Below are 16,697 nucleotides of genomic sequence, written 5' to 3'. Positions count from 1 at the left end.
GGGGCGGGAGAGGGGTTTTCAATGATCCGGATCAACCGTGGGCTGTTTCGCGCCGCAGATTATTGCTGCAGCCAGATCAGCGACGCCATGCGGCCGGTGGTTTTGTCGCGGCGGTAGGAATAAAAATGCTCCGCTTCGGAAAGGGTGCAGCGGTCGCCGCCGAATATTGCATTGACGCCCAACTGGCGCAGCTCCGCGCGCGCCAGCCCATAGATGTCGGCGAGAAAGTGCAGCGGCTTTTCCGTGTGCGGGCGGAAACACTGGGCGATCTCCTCCGCGTGCGCACCGCTCTGTGCATTGTCAAAAAAGGCTTCCAGCACATCGACCCCGGTCTCGAAAGCCCGCGGACCTATGGCCGGGCCCAGCCACACCAGCAGCTCCCCGGGATCGCAGCCGAGTGCCGCGACGCTCGCGCGCAGAATGCCGCCGGCCAGACCGCGCCAGCCGGCGTGGGCCGCCGCCACGCGGGTGCCGGCCCTGTCGCAGAAGAGCACCGGCAGGCAGTCCGCGGTGAGCACGGCGCAGACGGCACCGGGGGCGGTGGCGAAACTGGCGTCGGCGGTGCGCACCATTGCGTCGGCACGCGCCTCGACGATTCTGTCGCTGTGAATCTGCTCCAGCCACTGGGGCTCCGCGGGCAGCCGCAGCTCCTCGCGCAGCTGGCGCCGGTTGGCCGCGACCGCCTGCGGGTCGTCGCCGACGTGGGCGCCGAGATTGAACGTGGCATAGGGACCTTCGCTGCGGCCGCCGCTGCGCAGGCTGGTGGCGGCGTGCACATTGGCGGGGGCCGGCCAGTCTGGGAACAGGTAGTGTTCGCTGGACATCTATCTATTTACCTTAACCAGGTTTCGTAGGGGCAAACCTCGTGTTCGCCCTTGTTCTGGGAGGCACCTTAAGTTTGGAGCTCCGTAGCCGGCTCAGTGGCGGCCCTGCTACCGGTGGCAGTTTTCGGGACACGCCGTGAATACATCCCTGTAGGCTTGTCGGCCGGGTCCCTCCGGCCGACAGTCCCGAAAACTGCCACCGGTATCAGGGCCTTCACATCGGCGTTTGCGGCACCTTCGGCCCTGGCTACGCACGCGCATCCACACGTAGCAGTTCGAGCAGCCGCAGCATATCCGCGGGCATGGGCGCGCGCCAGTGCATCCGCTCGCCGCTGGCCGGGTGCTCCAGCGCCAGTTCGGCCGCGTGCAGTGCCTGGCGCGGGAACTGCTGTAGCGCCTCGACCAACTGCGCAGCCGCTTCCGGCGGCAGCCTGGTGCGGCCGCCGTACAGCGGGTCGCCCACCAGCGGGTGGCGGATATGGGCCATATGCACGCGGATCTGGTGGGTGCGCCCGGTCTCCAGCTTGCAGCGCAGCAGTGTGTGGGCGCGGAAACGCTCGCAGACCCGGTAGTGCGTGATCGCTTCCTTACCCCCAAAGTCCAGCACCGCCATCTTCAGGCGGTTCTGGCGGTGGCGCCCGATAGGCGCGTCGACGGTGCCGCCGGCGGTGATCCGGCCCTGGGCCAGGGCGTCGTACTGGCGGCTGACGCTGCGCGCTTTCAGCTGCTGTACCAGATTCGTCTGCGCCGGCAGCGTCTTGGCCACCACCATCAGGCCGCTGGTGTCCTTGTCCAGCCGGTGCACTATGCCGGCGCGGGGAATCTTCTCGAGCGCCGGGCAGTGGTGCAGCAGGCCGTTCAGCAGTGTGCCGTCCGGGTTGCCGGCGGCCGGGTGCACCACCAGCCCGGCCGGCTTGTCGATGACCAGCAGGCTGTCGTCCTCGTAGACGATGGCCAGGTCCAGGGCCTGGGGGCGCCACTCCCCCTGGGGCTCCAGCTCCGCGCGCAGGCGCAGCTGTTCACCGCCGAACAGCTTGTCCTTCGGCCTGGCCGGGTTGCCGTCGACGGTCAATTGGCCGCCTTTTATCCAGGATTGCAGGCGCGCGCGGGAATAATCGGGAATTAATTCCGCCGCGGCCTGGTCCAATCTGTGACCGGCCAGCTGGGCCGGGACCTGGATATCGATCTCGAGATGGTCACTCATTAATCAATTTCAAATGCTTTGGGCAGCCCCGCGACTGTGGTTAAATGTCCGGCCCGCCCGGTACCTACAATGGCGGCCAGTTTAAACAGGCAGAGAGCAATAAGGTAGAGAGTAATAATGATAGAGCGAGGGACTATGCAGGCCTGGAAAGCGCTGTGGTTGGCCTTACTGTCCACGATTCTGGTCGCCTGCGCCAGCACCGACGAATCCGAGGAGGGGCTGCCCTCCGGCAGCCGCACCGAGCAGGCCTTCTACGAGGCGGCCCAGCGCCAGCTCAGATCCGGCCAGTGGGACCTGGCGATCAAGAACCTGCGCGCGCTGGAAGACAACTTCCCGTTCGGCAGCTATGCGGAGCAGGCGCAGCTGGAGCTGATCTACGCCTATTACCGCAACTATGAAAACGACGCGGCCATCGCCTCGGCGGACCGCTTTATCCGCCTGCACCCGCAGCACCGCAATGTGGACTACGCCTACTATATGAAGGGCCTGGCGTCCTTCACCGAGGGCAGCGGCCTGTTCGAGCGCTTCCTGCCCACCGATATGACCAGCCGCGACCCGGGCTCCGCGCGCGAATCCTTCGCCTACTTCGCCCAGCTGATGGCCCGCTACCCGGAGAGCCGCTATGCGCCGGACGCGCAGAAGCGCATGATCCACCTGCGCAACCTGCTGGCCCGCTACGAGATCCATGTGGCCAACTACTACTTCAAGCGCGGTGCCTACCTGGCCGCCGCCAACCGCGGCCGCTACGTGGTGGAGAACTTCCAGCAGACACCGGCGGTACCGGATGCGCTGGCGGCCATGGTGCAGGGCTACCACCTGATGAACATGCCGGAGCTGGAGGCCAACGCACTGGCGGTGCTGCGCACCAACTACCCGAATCACCCCGCCTTCCGCAACGACGGCAGCTTCAATTACAACTACTACAAGGGCGCCAGCGGCCGCAGCTTCATCCATCGCATCACCCTGGGCCTGTTCGAGAAGTCCGATCCGCGCGGCTTCGACAGCCGCGAGCTGTACAACGCCGAGTACCGCCGCGACGAGACGCCGCTGCCGCCGGAACTGATGTAAGCGGCAATGGATCCAAGCAAAAACGGCGCCTCGAGGCGCCGTTTTTGCTTGACTTGCCGCAGCGGGTCTATTCCCCGGCCTTCCAGCCATTGGTGATCGGATAGCGCCGGTCGCGGCCGAAGCCGCGCTCGGAGATGCGCACCCCCACCGCCGCCTGGCGGCGCTTGTACTCGTTGCGGTCCACCAGGCGCACCACCCGCTCCACCGTCTCCCGCTCGAAGCCGCGGGCGATAATCTCCTCGGCGCTGCAGTCGCGATCGACATAGAAGTGCAGTATCTGATCGAGGATTTCGTAGGGGGGCAGACTGTCGGAATCCACCTGACCCGGCGCCAGCTCGGCGCTGGGCGGACGGGTGATCACCGTCTCCGGGATCACCTCGGAAATGCTGTTGCGGTAGCGGGCCAGCTCGAACACCAGCACCTTGGGCACGTCCTTGAGCGCGTTGTAGCCCCCCACCATATCGCCGTAGAGGGTCGCATAGCCCACCGCCAGCTCGCTCTTGTTGCCGGTGGTCAGCACCATGGCGCCCTTCTTGTTGGAAATGGCCATCAGCAGCACGCCGCGGGCGCGGGCCTGCAGGTTCTCCTCGGTGGTGTCCCGCTCGCTGCCGGCAAACTCCTCGGCCAGCGCGCCCATAAAGGCGTCGAAGATCGGTTCAATGCTGATCACACGGTAGTGGATACCGAGGCGCCTGGCCTGATCGGCGGCGTCGTTCTTGCTCAGATCGGACGTATAGCGGAAGGGCATCATCACCGCTTCCACCCGCTCGGCGCCCAGGGCATCCACAGCGATGGCCAGGGTCAGAGCCGAGTCGATGCCGCCGGACAGGCCGAGCACCACGCCGTTGAAGCCGTTCTTGTTGACATAGTCGCGCACGCCCAGCACCAGCGCCTGGTAGACGGACGCCAGATCTTCCAGCGCCGGCGTGATATCGCCGGACTTCAGCGTCACCCTGCCGTTCTTCTGCGACACGGTGACCGGCAGCAGCTTCTCGACGAACTCCGGCGCGCGCGCACACAGCTTGCCCTGGGCATCCACGGCGAAGGAGCCGCCGTCGAACACCAGTTCGTCCTGGCCGCCGTACCAGTTCACATAGACGATCGGCATGTCGCCGGCGCGGGCCTGGCTGGCCAGCAGCTCCAGGCGCTGCTGCGCCTTGCCGCGGTGGAAGGGCGAGGCGTTGATATTCAGCATCAGCCTGGCGCCGGCGGCGGCCGCCTGGGCCACCGGCTCCGGGTGCCAGATATCCTCGCAGATGGTGATGGCGGTCGGTATGCCCTTGATATCCACCACGCAGGGCTGGTCGCCGGGCACGAAATAGCGCATCTCGTCGAAGACCTGGTAGTTGGGCAGCTTCTGCTTGGCGTACTCGGCCACCAGTTTGCCGTCGACGATCAGGCCCGCCATATTGAACACCTTGCCGGCCACCACCCGCGGGTAGCCGATCAGTACCGCACAGGGTAGCTCCGCCGCCAGCAGCTGCGCCAGCGCCGCATCCACGCGCCGCTGCATACTCGGGCGCAGCAGCAGATCCTCCGGCGGATAGCCGCTCAGGGTCAGCTCCGGAAACAGCACCAGCTCGGCCCCCAGCTCGCGGTGCGCCTTGCGGGCCACCTCGACCACCTGGGCGGTGTTGCCGGGAATGTCCCCCACCAGGGAATTGATTTGTGCCAGCACTAGCTGCAAAGTAGACATCTCTATACCTCGGGACAGACAGACGGCTATTGTACCGTGACCCGGGAGACAACAGCAGAAGTACAGCGAACAATCCCGGAATCCATACCTTGAGCAGCGCAGCGCCCACCACCGGCGGAAGCCACCTGCAGCACCACGAACTGCTGCGGGTCTATGCCTTTTACCGGGTCGCCATCGCGCTGGTGCTGCTGGGGATTTTCACTTCCGATATCGGCCGCGGTGCCGTGGGCAACAGTGCGCCGGCGCTCTACCTGAATACCGTCATCGCCTACGCGGCGCTCAATTTCGGCTGGCTGCTGCACCTGCGCCACAGCGCCTACCACACCAGCCCCGGACAGGTGGGGCTGATTCTCGGCTGCGACATCCTCGCCTTTCTGGTGCTTATCCAGGCCAGCGGCGGCCTCAATTCCGGGCTCGGCTACCTGCTCCTGATCAACTGCTCGGTGGGCTCGATGCTGCTCGACCGCCGCATGGGTGCCTTCTTCGCCGCCATCGCCAGCATCGGCGTCATCGGTCTGCAGCTGTACAACCTGCTGGCCGGCCGCGCCGGCACCCAGGATATCGTCGCCGCCGGCGGCCTGGGCATACTGCTGTTCACCACCGTCAGCGCCCTGCAGTACCTGTCCGCGCGCATCCGCAGCGCCACACTGCGCGCGGACCAGCAGAGCCGCCACGCGGCGCACCTGCAGCGGCTGGCACAGCAGATTATCGAGCGCATGCGCACCGGCGTGCTGGTGATGGACGCGGCCAACAAGCCCGAGCTGATCAACCGCGCCGCGCGCCAGCTGCTGGGTGAACAGCTGCAGCCGGACGGCCCACGCCAGGGAGAGCTGCGCCGTATAGTGCGCGAGTGGCGCCGCGACGACACGCGCCACAGCGCCCTGGTGCAGGCGGACAACGGCAGCGAGCTGCGCCTCAGCTTTGCCAACCTGCGCCGCGAGCACGGCGACAGCACGCTGGTGTTCGTGGAGGACAACAGCAAACTCACCCAGGCCGCGCAGAAACTCAAACTCGCCTCCCTCGGGCACCTGACCGGCTCCATCGCCCACGAGGTGCGCAACCCGCTCGGTGCCATCAGCCACGCGGCGCAGCTGCTGTCGGAATCCCCGAACCTCAGCGACGAGGACCGGCACCTGACCGAGATCATCTGCCGCCACAGCCGGCGGGTCAACGAGATCGTCGAGAACGTGATGCAGCTGTCGCGCCGCCGCGCGGCGGCGCCACAGCTGCTCGATCTGGGCGATTGGCTGGAACTGTTTCTGCAGGACTTCCGCGCCGGAGCCCCGAACGATGCCTGCATCCAACTGGAGCTGCCGGAACAGCCTGTCAGTGCCCGCTTCGATCCGCAGCAGCTGGCTCAGGTGGTCACCAACCTGTGCAACAACGCCCTGCACCACTCCCATATCGCCACCGGCCGGCGCGAAGTGGAAATCGCCGTCTACCTCCACCGGGAGCACGACTGCGCCGTGCTGGACGTGATCGACAGTGGCCGCGGCGTTCCGCCGGAACACCGCGACAAGGTGTTCGAACCCTTCTTCACTACCGGCCAGGGCGGCAGCGGCTTGGGGCTGTATATCGCGCGCGAACTCTGCGAGGCCATCCAGGCCAATCTCTACCACTGCCGCGACGCGCGCAACAGAAGTTGCTTCCGGATAGAATTCGCCCACGCCAACCGGATTTTCTGAGCATACAGGGAAACATTTTCCCTGAAAGGCCGGTGTAAATCCGCCGGCAAACTCTGCGATAATCCGCCACTTGGCAAATACAAGAACCAACAATAAAAGACCGAAAACAGATGCAACCACTGGCCCTGGTCGTCGACGACGAACCGGATATCTGCGAACTCTTGACCCTGACCCTGCGGCGAATGAACGTCCAGTGTCACACCGCCAGTAACCTGCGGGATGCGCGCCGGCTGCTGGCCGAAAAGCGCTACGACTTCTGCCTCACCGACATGCGCCTGCCCGACGGCGACGGACTGCAGCTTGTGGAACATATCCAGCAACAGCGGCAGGGGGAACTGCCGGTGGCGGTCATCACCGCCCACGGCAATATGGATACAGCTATCAACGCTCTGAAGCTGGGGGCCTTCGACTTTGTCAGTAAACCCGTAGACCTGGAGAGACTGCGAAGCCTGGTGCAGCTGGCCCTGCGCCTGAACCAGAAACGCGGTGAAGCGCACCCGCAAAGCGCCGAGCAGCTGCTGCTCGGCGAGGCCGATAAGATGCGCGACCTGCGCCGGCAGATCGCCAAGGTCGCGCGCAGCGATGCGCCCGTTTACATCAGCGGCGAATCCGGTTCCGGCAAGGAACTGGCGGCCCGCTCCATCCACGCCCAGGGCGCCCGCGCGGATAAACCCTTCGTGCCGATCAACTGCGGCGCCATCCCCGCGGAGCTGATGGAGAGCGAGTTTTTCGGCCACAAGAAAGGCAGCTTCACCGGCGCCCACAGGGACAAGCCCGGCCTGCTGCAAACCGCCGAGGGCGGCACCCTGTTCCTGGACGAGGTGGCGGACCTGCCGCTGGATATGCAGGTCAAGCTGTTGCGCGCGATCCAGGAGAAATGCGTGCGTCCGGTCGGCGCCAGCCGGGAAGTGCCCATAGACGTGCGCATACTGAGTGCGACCCACAAGGACCTGGCGAGGGAAGTGGCCGAGGGACGCTTCCGCAGCGACCTCTACTACCGCATCAACGTGATCGAAATCGCCGTACCGCCACTGCGCGAGCGCGCCGAGGATATACCGCTGCTGGCGGATGTCATCATGCGCCGCATCGCCGCCAACGCCGGCGTGGCGCCGCCGCAGCTCTCCGCAGAGGCGCTGGACGCGCTGAAGAGCTACCCCTTCCCCGGCAATGTGCGGCAGCTGGAAAACACCCTGGAGCGGGCCTTTACCCTGAGCGACCAGAAGCTGATCCGCGCCGAGGACCTGCTGCTCGACCGGGAAGTCGTGCAAATAGCGCAGGTCGCGCAACCGCCCCCCCAAGCCGTCAGCGAGCCGCCGCCGGCACAGAACTACCCCGGACAATTCGACCCGAGCCAGTACACCTCCCTGGACGAGTTCCTGCAGGCCATCGAGAGGGAAGCCATCGAGAAGGCACTGACCGACACCCGCTGGAACAGGACCGCGGCGGCGCAGAAGCTGGGGATCAGCTTTCGCTCGCTGCGTTACCGGTTGAAGAAGCTGGGGCTGGAAAGCTGAGCAAAAACTGAACGGGCGTACTGTAATGGCCTGTGATTGGCTTTTGCAGCGCAATCCGTATGCTGGAGCAAACTCAGGGAAGAGGAGTTTGCACGGTGAAAAAATATTCGGGATTTACACTGGTCGAACTGATGGTCGCTGTCGCCATTCTGGCTGTCGTAGTCGCAGTTGCGGCGCCACCGATGAGCGACTTCGCCAAGCGCTATCGCAGCGAAGCCAAAGGGCGCGAACTCTTTGAGATACTGATACTGATGCGCGCCAAGGCCTATAGCGAGGGGCGAAATTACTCACTGTGCCCGAGTGGCGACGGCAAGACTTGCGGAAACGACTGGTCGGCTGGCGCATTACTGTTTGCCGATACTAATGGCAATGGCAAGCGCGAAGAAAGCGAGCGAATTGAAAGAGTTCTAACTCTGCCTGCAGGGCGTGCCTCCCTCAGTTGGAACACCCTCAACAAAAAATACCTGAGGTTCCGTCCGAATGGCACCACTCCCTCACAGGCCGGTAACTTCGCCTATTGCCCGGAAAGCGGTGAGGCGGAATACGGTTGGATCATAGTGCTGAATACCATCGGCCGCCCCTACTTCGGAAAAGACAGGGACGGCGACGGTATCGTGGAAGACGGCAGCGGGAAAAACCTGACTTGCGGGGCCGCCAGCTGATCAACTGCAGCTCTTCTTCCAACACAGCTCGTCGGCAGAAAAAGAGTTGCTGTTATTCCTATCCCAGGCGCGAATGCCGCTGGACCGAAGCTCCAGCATTCCGTCACCAGCTTGGCCATTTTTAGGAATCGCCCGCAGGATATAGGAGTCGCCATCGGCGTCTTCGATTCTCAAGTCGTAAGTCTTGTTACCACCGTCGAGTGGTGCCTCATCCGGAAAAATATCCGGAACTTTACCGGTGTGTGAATTCGCGTAGGTGCCATTCTCGGTAAAGTGCTGTTCCATCGCCTGCGCCAGCCCCATCAGTGCCCCCTGGGCATCGGCGCGGTTGGCACTGCGCACATGTTCCCGGTACGAAGGCCAGGCCACTCCAGCGAGAATCGCGACGATCGCGACCACGATCATCAGTTCGATCAACGTAAAGCCATACTGTTTTTTCATCGTTTTCCAACCAGTTTTTCGGGGCGCCCGACACCAATGGCCGTCGGACGCACTTCAATCTCTATCAATTGGGGGTTATCTCTTCCCAGGACAGGCGCCCCTCACGCGCACCGCTGCCAACAAATATTTTCTCACTGGATACGCTGCCATCGGTGGTAGAAGTCACCTGTAAACCGCCACCGATAAAGCCCGACTTGTTCGGTGCCCCATCGTAAATCGGCCGCCCCACCAGGCCCTGGTCACCGAGATCGATAACACCGTCACCATTGCCATCAAACACCCCGAACTTCTCGGGCGCCAAGCCGGTGCGTATATCCACTGACATCAACCAGCCGCGGCCACCCGCCGAGCACACCTGCCCGGTGGGAATTACGGTATTGAAAAAGAGCACGTTGCGCAGCAGATCCGGTCGGGTGATGACCCGCTCGCCGCCATCCGGGCTGACACCCGGCTTGAGCGGGATATACCAGCCGTGTTTCTTGCTCCAGTCCAGCTCATCGCCACCCAGGATTCGACGGGTACGGGTGCTCTTGTCTTTCTGTTCCACCGCCTTTTCGGCGATGGTGCGCACTTCCAGGTCCGTCTTGCTCAGGCCGTAGGTGCCGTTATCCCACACCGCGTAGAAGCCGCCCGCCGCGGTGCTGGCTGTATCCGCGTCAGTCAGGTACTGGCCAGTGCCGAATGTAACCAGCAGGTTGGGATCTGCACCCTCAGAGTGGGCGGTATTCCTGGCTACCAGGGGCGCGCCGGTGATGGGTTCACCCGCGGCGGTAAACAGCGGCTTTGGCTTCGCACTCGTATCCTTGACAACATCCCACTTCCCGGTCGTGCTAACGTCGAAGACCCACATATTCCCTTTCAGGTCTCCGGCGTAGATACGGTCAATGGTGCCATCCAGATCCGCATCGACTATCGCCGGTGTGGAGAGCCCGTTTTTGTCGCTGGCGCTTCCGGCTTTAGTGGACAGATAGATATGATTGTTACCCAGGCCGTCATCGCCATCGAGATATACGATAAAGAGCCCCGCATCTCCGGTTTTACTGTTGTAGCCATTGCCGAATATGGCCACCCATTCGCCGTTGGACATGCGCCCCATCTGAGGACGGCTGAAGGTGTAACCCAGATTTTCGTTGTCCGCGTCGGTGAACTCCCACAACACCAGCTTGGCGGCGTTTGACTCTTTAAACAACGCGGGGTCGGTGACGTCCAGGGCAAAGTAGCCCTTGCCGCCGCCGCCGAGACCGCCTACCAGCACCGACTTCCAAGCGCTGTTGATATACACATCGGTAACGGTGGGCGTTCCGTCCACATAATATTTATGCAGGTAATTCTGCGAGCTCAGCGCGTGCAGGCCATACTCGTCCTCCGTGCTCGTCAGTACGGCCGGCGAATAGGCAATCAGTTCCTTGCCTTTATCGGCGCCGGTTAAGCTGGCGTTAAAGCCGTGCAGGAAGCCATCGTTGGCACCGACGTAAACGACGGGAGTGCGCCCGCTCTTGGCCGACTTAAAAGCTTCATAGCTTTTCGCTTCAGGGAAATTCGCGCTGGACCACTTCGCGTTCGGCTTGCCCACATATACCGGTGTCGAGTTGACTATATCGCCGAGGCGCGTGCTGCGCTGGCGGAACTCGTTTACAGCCGTACCCTCTTTGGTGCGGTCACCACGCAGATAGGCAATCCGATCGGCGGCCCTGTTGTCTGTCTCCGCGATCCCGGATGAGGTATTGATATTCAAATCTTTCTCGGTTTCAGTGTCACTGCCGGAGATATCGAGGCCGCTCTCCGTAAAGGGAACGCCGCCGGTGCCCGGCTTATAGGTCAGCATAACGCGCTGGCTGTGGTCGGAAACACTGTCGAGTATGCTGCTCGCCTTCCATGAAGGGGTAGCAGCGATTTTACCATCGGCATCCAGCTCCAAAGCAGCCAGTTCACCACTCCAGTCGCCGCTGTCGAACTTGGCCGCAAACAGCGCCGAGCCCGCCTCCAGTGAAGTGGAGTTAAACGCGACGGAACCGGAAGTGCCAACGGCCGCGCGCACCTTGTTGATAATGCGGTTGAAGGTCACCTTCAGAGAGGCGGCGTCGTCAGCGGAATAGACACCACCGCCCCCGAGGGCACCGGCATTGACCATCACATCGCTATCCGACAGCCCTTGGTTGGCAAAGCCGATCAGATAGCTGGTGATATTGTGCTTAACGGGCGTACCGTCGGGCTCTTTCAGGTCCGGGCGCAGGTCCAGGTCATAAAGCGCCTTGACCACATCGTCCATTGATTCATCGTCGCCGCTGGTACATCCTTTGGGGCCGGCACAGGAGTGATCGAAGCTTTTCAGGATACTGCTGACACTTGCGTCACTGGTGGGCTGGCCATCGGTCAGCGCCACCATAAAGCTCTTCTGGCAATAGTACTGGATGGCGGCGCCATCAGCCGTATTGTCCGGTTTGGGCACCGCCGGACTCACACCGTCCCAGTCCGGTTCGCTGGCAAAAATAGTATTGCCCGCCACACTTTTGATTGTACCGCTGCTGTCTTCATAGGAGAGCTTCTGGGTTTCGTAACCGCTGATAAAATAGCGCCCCACATCCTCGAAGGTCTCCCCGAGAGGCGTACTCCCATCGGCGCTGATACCGGCGATAACATTCAGAATGTCGCTGCGGTTTTTGTCGTCGATACTGGTAAGCCCCAACAGCGCGCGACCACCCTTACCGCCATTAAACTGCATCAAGCCGATGCGCACATCCTCCAAACCGCCCACCAGCTCAGCTGCGGAAGTCTTCATTACATCAGTCCGGGTAACGGGAACTTTTGAGCGTGCCGCCACACCGTTAGAATTCAAAAACTTTGCCGCCACGTAGGCGCCGGCATCGTTCTTTTCGGAGAAATACCAGTTCAGTAGATGCCCGCTGGCCGATTCATCACGATAATCCCCCCAATCCGGGTCACTACCTGTCTCATAATAGCCGCTGGAAGTTTCGTATGCGTAAAACCATGCCCGATAGTTCTTGCCGTTATCAAAGCAATCGTTCGTGGAATCCCAGATCCGCCACCCCTTGCCATCGTCGTTCAGCCTGAACTCAACACGACCATCGGATTTCCTAACCCGAAACTCTACTGTATAGTAGCCCGTCCTCCAGTTACCCCACCTATTCTGATATCTATATGAACTGGGAAGGGGATTGGCACATGCAATGCTTATATTCTCATCATATTCACTAGGGGGCCAAATTTCCCCCTGCATGGAACCGGAAGAGTCCAGCACAAACATAATATTCGGCTCTGCGGCACCGCGGGTATACAGGGGCACATCGGACAGAGTACCCGGCGCCGCGGAAGCGCAGGTGGCGAGAGTCAATAAAATGGCCGCGCCGAAGGAGCGCAGCGGAAAACGCATTTTAGTTTTGTTGTTCAGTTCCATTATTCGCTCTCTTAGAGTGCCTTGCCGTAGAGGGTCACTACGATACGCTCTGTGCCGCCGATACCCACGCCGCGGGTGACGATTTTAAAAACCTGTATATCCTTAAATTCCTGCTGCGTGTTACCTGCACTCAGGTCCACGTCCGAGGCATTGGCGTCGTCTGAGGCCAGGCCGGCCAGCTCGATATACATGCGCCCCTCCAGATTGGTCTTGCCATCCGGCCCCTTCATGGACACTTTTCTCTTGGTCGAATTGGTATCCGTCCAGGTATCTGCCGCAAACAAATCATCCGGACCGTCGCCCGCGGTGCGCAGCCAGCCGCTCGTACCAAATCCCGAGGTGTCGGTGAGAGCGTCGATAGTGGCCTCCCCCTGACGCGCCATGGACTCGGCCACTTCCAGCGCGATCTTGGCGTCACGAGAGGCAAATGTCATCCGCTCGCTCATCAATACGCCGCGCGCGCCGGACACACCAATCAACGTCAGCACCAACAAAATAATGAGGCTGACCACCAGCACGGCGCCCTGTTGCCGGTTCATCGCTGTCATCACATTCTCCCGCGATTGCGTACTTTTACCGTGGCCACATAGAGCTTTCTCAGACGGCCATCTGTGTAAGTTGTTTCTGTACCATCGAGCCGGGTAATCTTCTGGGTGTCGACGCTCGCATTGCCTTCACTGGCAACCACCAGTTGCAACTTGATTGCCGTCACATCGGCCATCACATCCAGGTCGTTGCTGGCACCCTGCCAGGTATCCACCATCCCGTTGCCGGTGGTGTCTCGGCCGTAGGTCACCTGCATATCCTCTATACCCGGCACCAGCTCCTGGACGATACCGTTTTCGTCGCTCACGAACAGCGAGTTGGTGCCGGCAGGGCCCGCGCTTTGAGCAATGAAGTAGGTGCGCTGATAAGGACGCAGTATCTTGGAGTCCGCACCGTAACTCTGTTGCAGTGCGCTGCTGGCGTTTTTGATCCACTTCGGATCCACCTCTCCGGCAGCGTGGGAGAGGGTTTTTAGACCGCTGCCGCTGACACCGGTTACTGTCACCACATCCCCCACCCGGCAGTTGGATACGAGTACAACCTGGCCTGGCCTAATAGCGCAGTTGCTGCTGACCTGAAGCGCAGTCGCCGGCGTCGGGTCCACAACGCGCCCGGTGCCACCACAGGCATCCACGGTGCCGCCCAGAATCAGGATATCGGTGCCGTCCGCAACATCCATACCGCCGACTTTCTCGGTGGATTTAGCATTGTCTACCCCCTGCACGCCGTCAGCGCCGATGGAATTCAGAAAAGCGTTGGTCGTATCCAGCCGATTTTCAATACTGTCCACGTCTGGTGCGCAACCCCAGTAGTCCGCCGCGCGAATTTCTTTGCTGAGAAGATCGATGGCAAAGCGGCCACTTTCCTGTACGCGGGAAAAGGCCGTCTGCATACGCATGGTGTCGCTGTTGCTCTGAAAAATCTGCAGTACCCCGAGCAGCAACAAAGAACTCAACAGTATGCCGATCATCAGTTCAATCAGCGACAGGCCGCGCTGCCGGGCAAATAACTGCATGGTTAAAACTCCACGATCATTTGAAAAGAGGCATCCTCCAGGCCGCCGCCGGAGCCACCATAGTTCTTCCCGGTATGCTGCTCTTTCCAGTCAATGGTTACCGTAACCTCGCCGCCGGCACGGGCGATGGTAGCGCTGGCCGAAGGCAGGTTGGCGGAGAGCAGCCTATCCCATTCGTAGAGATCGAGATCTGCAATTTCACTGGCGCTACAGGAGGTATCGCACTTTTTCTTCAATGTCTCCGAGCCCTTTACGGTCCCCTCGTAACTGCCCTGCTCCACGCCCGCCGGGTTTGCCCGCATGCGTTCGACGATTTCCTGAGCGGCCAGCGCAGCCATATAGCGGTGATGAGCGCCACTACCATTTTTCAGGCTCATCATCTGGGTCGCGGCGAGCCCAAGCAGGCCCACGGCCAGCACCAGCACCGAAACAAGCACTTCGATCAAGGTGGCTCCGCGTTGCGTTTGCATCGATCTTCTCCTAGCCCTTACAGCTGGTTTCTTTGATCAGGCGCACAGCACCCGAAACGAGCAATTCCAGCTGACGACCGTAATTGCCAGTGCGGTCGTCACACATGCCCAGAGTCAGAGTGCCGCCGAGACTGCTTTCACCCCGGGCATTAAAGGTAAAATCGAGATTGGTGGTAGAGGTACCACCTACGCTCGCACCAAGGACCAGGCTCGCGAGATCAATACGCAGCTCGCGCAGCTCTTCGCCCGCCTCATAGTTGTTGTCCCCGTCGTCAACCCACACCCGCAGCCCATTGCCAATATCGTTGCCAATCGCGCTGACACGGACATTGCCGCCGCGGCGCACCGCTTCAGCACGAGCAAACTGCAAGGTTCCGTTGACGTCGTTGGTCATGGTCACCATGCGATTGTTCTTGATCATGGTGTTGAAGGAGGGGACCCCCATCGCCGTGATAATGCCGAGGATCATCAGCACCACCATCAGCTCGACAAGGGTGAAACCCACCATGCGACTGATTCTGTTCATTATTGAGCCACTCTGACATATGAAGCGGTGGGCCAATAATCAGGCACCCCGCCAAACTGATGCATATATACCAATTTGGCGCGGTAAATAAAGCGAAGGGATCGAGGGTTTCGGCGAGGGCCGATAAACGGCGGCGATGGGGCGACAAGCGGGCCCATGGCCCGCATATTTAGAGAGATTCGATCAGCGCAACTCTTTCGGCAACGAGAAGCGGATACTCTCCTCCTGCCCCGCCATCTCCTGCGGCGGTTCCGCGCCCAGTTGCTGCAGGCGCTCTATGACCTCCTGCACCAGCACCTCCGGCGCCGAGGCGCCGGCGGTGATGCCGATGGATTTTTTGCCGGTGAGCCAGGCGGGATCTATGTCGGCGGCGCCGTCGATCAGCTTGGCGGTGGCACCGCAGCGCTCGGCCAGTTCGCGCAGACGGTTGGAGTTGGAGCTGTTGGGGCTGCCCACCACCAGCACCAGATCGCTCTCCAGGGCCAGCTGTTTGACCGCGTCCTGGCGGTTCTGGGTCGCGTAGCAGATGTCGTCCTTGCGCGGACCGCGGATATTCGGGAAGCGCTCGCGCAGGGCATCGATGACGCGGGCGGTGTCGTCCATGGACAATGTGGTCTGGGTCACATAGGTGAGGTTGTTCTCGTCCTTTACCTGTAACCTGGCCACGTCCGCCTCGTCTTCCACTAAGTAGATGGCACCGCCGGCGCTGGTGTCGTACTGACCCATGGTGCCCTCCACCTCCGGGTGGCCGGCGTGGCCGATCAATATGCACTCGGCGCCGTCGTTGCTGAACTTGCTCACCTCCATGTGCACCTTGGTGACCAGCGGGCAGGTGGCATCGAAGACTTTCAGACCGCGCTCGGCGGCCTCTCTCTGCACCGCCTTGGAAACGCCGTGAGCGCTGAAGATCACGATCACGTCGTCCGGCACTTCGCTGAGCTCGTCCACGAACACGGCGCCGCGCTCGCGCAGGGAGTCCACGACGAATTTGTTGTGGACCACTTCGTGGCGCACATAGATGGGCGCGCCGAAGACGTCCAGGGCGCGGTTGACGATGTCGATGGCGCGGTCGACGCCGGCGCAGAAGCCGCGGGGGTTGGCGAGTCGGATTTGCATAGTCATTTCACTGCTGTTGATGGGCTCGCTTCACTTGGTCCAATCCGGCCCAGGCATTCACACACCTGCAGCCCTACTGGATCGAGTCGACCTCGATGATCTTGACATGAAAGTTCAGCGTCTGCCCGGCGAGCGGGTGGTTGAAGTCGACGGTGACCTCGTCCTCGCCCACCTCGCGGATCACACCGGGCAGCTCGCCGCTGCCGTTGTCGAAGGAGACCACCAGGCCCGGCTCCAGCTCCATATCCGGGGAGAAGCTGTCGCGGCGCACCTTCTGGATATTGGCCGGGTTGCGCTGGCCGAAGCCGAGCTCCGGGGGAATTTCGATCTCCGCCTCGTCGCCGGCCTTGAGGCCGAACAGCGCTTTCTCGAAGCCCGGCAGCAGGCTGCCGTCACCGACACTGAAGGTGGCCGGATCGCCCTTGAAGGTGGAGTCCACCTCGGTGCCGTCATCCAGCTTCAGACTGAAATGCAGGGTCACCCGGCTGTGTTCGCCGATTTCGGTATTGCTCATC

General features: G+C 61.7%; 15 protein-coding genes. 4 read left to right on the top strand and 11 right to left on the bottom strand.

What is annotated here, in order from left to right:
• Positions 1 to 59: 59 nt before the first annotated feature.
• The gene (pgeF, locus tag ACXAF3_RS15445) at positions 60 to 824 is read right to left on the bottom strand and encodes a peptidoglycan editing factor PgeF (RefSeq protein ID WP_475113211.1); all 765 of its coding nucleotides are present in this window, start codon (positions 822 to 824) and stop codon (positions 60 to 62) included.
• A 247-nt stretch (positions 825 to 1,071) separates the two neighbouring features.
• Positions 1,072 to 2,028, bottom strand: a complete 957-nt coding sequence (rluD, locus tag ACXAF3_RS15440) for a 23S rRNA pseudouridine(1911/1915/1917) synthase RluD (protein ID WP_475113210.1) — start codon at positions 2,026 to 2,028, stop codon at positions 1,072 to 1,074.
• Positions 2,029 to 2,163: 135 nt separating this feature from the next.
• Between rluD and ACXAF3_RS15435 the strand changes: the two genes are divergently transcribed.
• A complete protein-coding gene (locus ACXAF3_RS15435) occupies positions 2,164 to 3,096 on the top strand; it encodes an outer membrane protein assembly factor BamD (protein ID WP_475113209.1) in 933 nt (310 codons plus the stop codon).
• A gap of 67 nt (positions 3,097 to 3,163) precedes the next feature.
• Here ACXAF3_RS15435 and ACXAF3_RS15430 read toward each other — a convergent pair whose 3' ends face one another.
• Positions 3,164 to 4,792, bottom strand: a complete 1,629-nt coding sequence (locus tag ACXAF3_RS15430; protein WP_475113208.1) for an NAD+ synthase — start codon at positions 4,790 to 4,792, stop codon at positions 3,164 to 3,166.
• Positions 4,793 to 4,881: 89 nt separating this feature from the next.
• On the opposite strand from ACXAF3_RS15430, the gene ACXAF3_RS15425 reads away from it, so the two are divergent.
• The 3 genes from ACXAF3_RS15425 (at position 4,882) to ACXAF3_RS15415 (ending at position 8,653) form a co-directional block, all read left to right on the top strand.
• Entirely contained in the window at positions 4,882 to 6,477 is a 1,596-nt protein-coding gene (locus ACXAF3_RS15425; RefSeq protein ID WP_475113207.1) for a two-component system sensor histidine kinase NtrB, read from the top strand.
• 110 nt (positions 6,478 to 6,587) lie between these two features.
• A complete protein-coding gene (locus ACXAF3_RS15420) occupies positions 6,588 to 7,991 on the top strand; it encodes a sigma-54-dependent transcriptional regulator (RefSeq protein WP_475113206.1) in 1,404 nt (467 codons plus the stop codon).
• A gap of 59 nt (positions 7,992 to 8,050) precedes the next feature.
• Positions 8,051 to 8,653 (top strand): GspH/FimT family protein, encoded by a 603-nt coding sequence (locus ACXAF3_RS15415; protein ID WP_475113205.1) that lies wholly within the window; start codon positions 8,051 to 8,053, stop codon positions 8,651 to 8,653.
• On the opposite strand, the gene ACXAF3_RS15410 is transcribed toward ACXAF3_RS15415, so the two are convergent.
• From ACXAF3_RS15410 to fkpB, 8 genes are all read right to left on the bottom strand, one after another.
• A complete protein-coding gene (locus tag ACXAF3_RS15410) occupies positions 8,654 to 9,094 on the bottom strand; it encodes a type IV pilin protein (RefSeq protein WP_475113204.1) in 441 nt (146 codons plus the stop codon).
• A gap of 64 nt (positions 9,095 to 9,158) precedes the next feature.
• Entirely contained in the window at positions 9,159 to 12,509 is a 3,351-nt protein-coding gene (locus ACXAF3_RS15405) for a pilus assembly protein (protein ID WP_475113203.1), read from the bottom strand.
• 11 nt (positions 12,510 to 12,520) lie between these two features.
• Positions 12,521 to 13,057, bottom strand: coding sequence for a pilus assembly PilX family protein (locus tag ACXAF3_RS15400; RefSeq protein ID WP_475113202.1), 537 nt, complete (start codon positions 13,055 to 13,057; stop codon positions 12,521 to 12,523).
• Positions 13,057 to 14,070: a PilW family protein gene (locus ACXAF3_RS15395; protein WP_475113201.1), complete on the bottom strand. Its 1,014-nt coding sequence runs from the start codon at positions 14,068 to 14,070 to the stop codon at positions 13,057 to 13,059. Before ACXAF3_RS15395 ends, ACXAF3_RS15400 begins: the two co-directional genes overlap by 1 nt.
• A gap of 2 nt (positions 14,071 to 14,072) precedes the next feature.
• The gene (gene pilV, locus ACXAF3_RS15390; protein WP_475113200.1) at positions 14,073 to 14,540 is read right to left on the bottom strand and encodes a type IV pilus modification protein PilV; all 468 of its coding nucleotides are present in this window, start codon (positions 14,538 to 14,540) and stop codon (positions 14,073 to 14,075) included.
• A 10-nt stretch (positions 14,541 to 14,550) separates the two neighbouring features.
• Complete coding sequence (locus ACXAF3_RS15385; RefSeq protein WP_475113199.1) at positions 14,551 to 15,066, bottom strand: GspH/FimT family pseudopilin; 516 nt, start codon at positions 15,064 to 15,066, stop codon at positions 14,551 to 14,553.
• A gap of 183 nt (positions 15,067 to 15,249) precedes the next feature.
• On the bottom strand, positions 15,250 to 16,182 hold the full coding sequence (gene ispH / locus ACXAF3_RS15380; RefSeq protein WP_475113198.1) for a 4-hydroxy-3-methylbut-2-enyl diphosphate reductase: 933 nt from the start codon (positions 16,180 to 16,182) through the stop codon (positions 15,250 to 15,252).
• 73 nt (positions 16,183 to 16,255) lie between these two features.
• Entirely contained in the window at positions 16,256 to 16,696 is a 441-nt protein-coding gene (gene fkpB / locus ACXAF3_RS15375; protein WP_475113197.1) for an FKBP-type peptidyl-prolyl cis-trans isomerase, read from the bottom strand.
• Position 16,697 lies beyond the last annotated feature (1 nt).

This window comes from Microbulbifer sp. ABF4_143, from assembly GCF_056160225.1.
The sequence above is the reverse complement of the archived record's forward strand: the minus strand, read 5'-3'. Positions and strand labels throughout refer to the sequence as shown.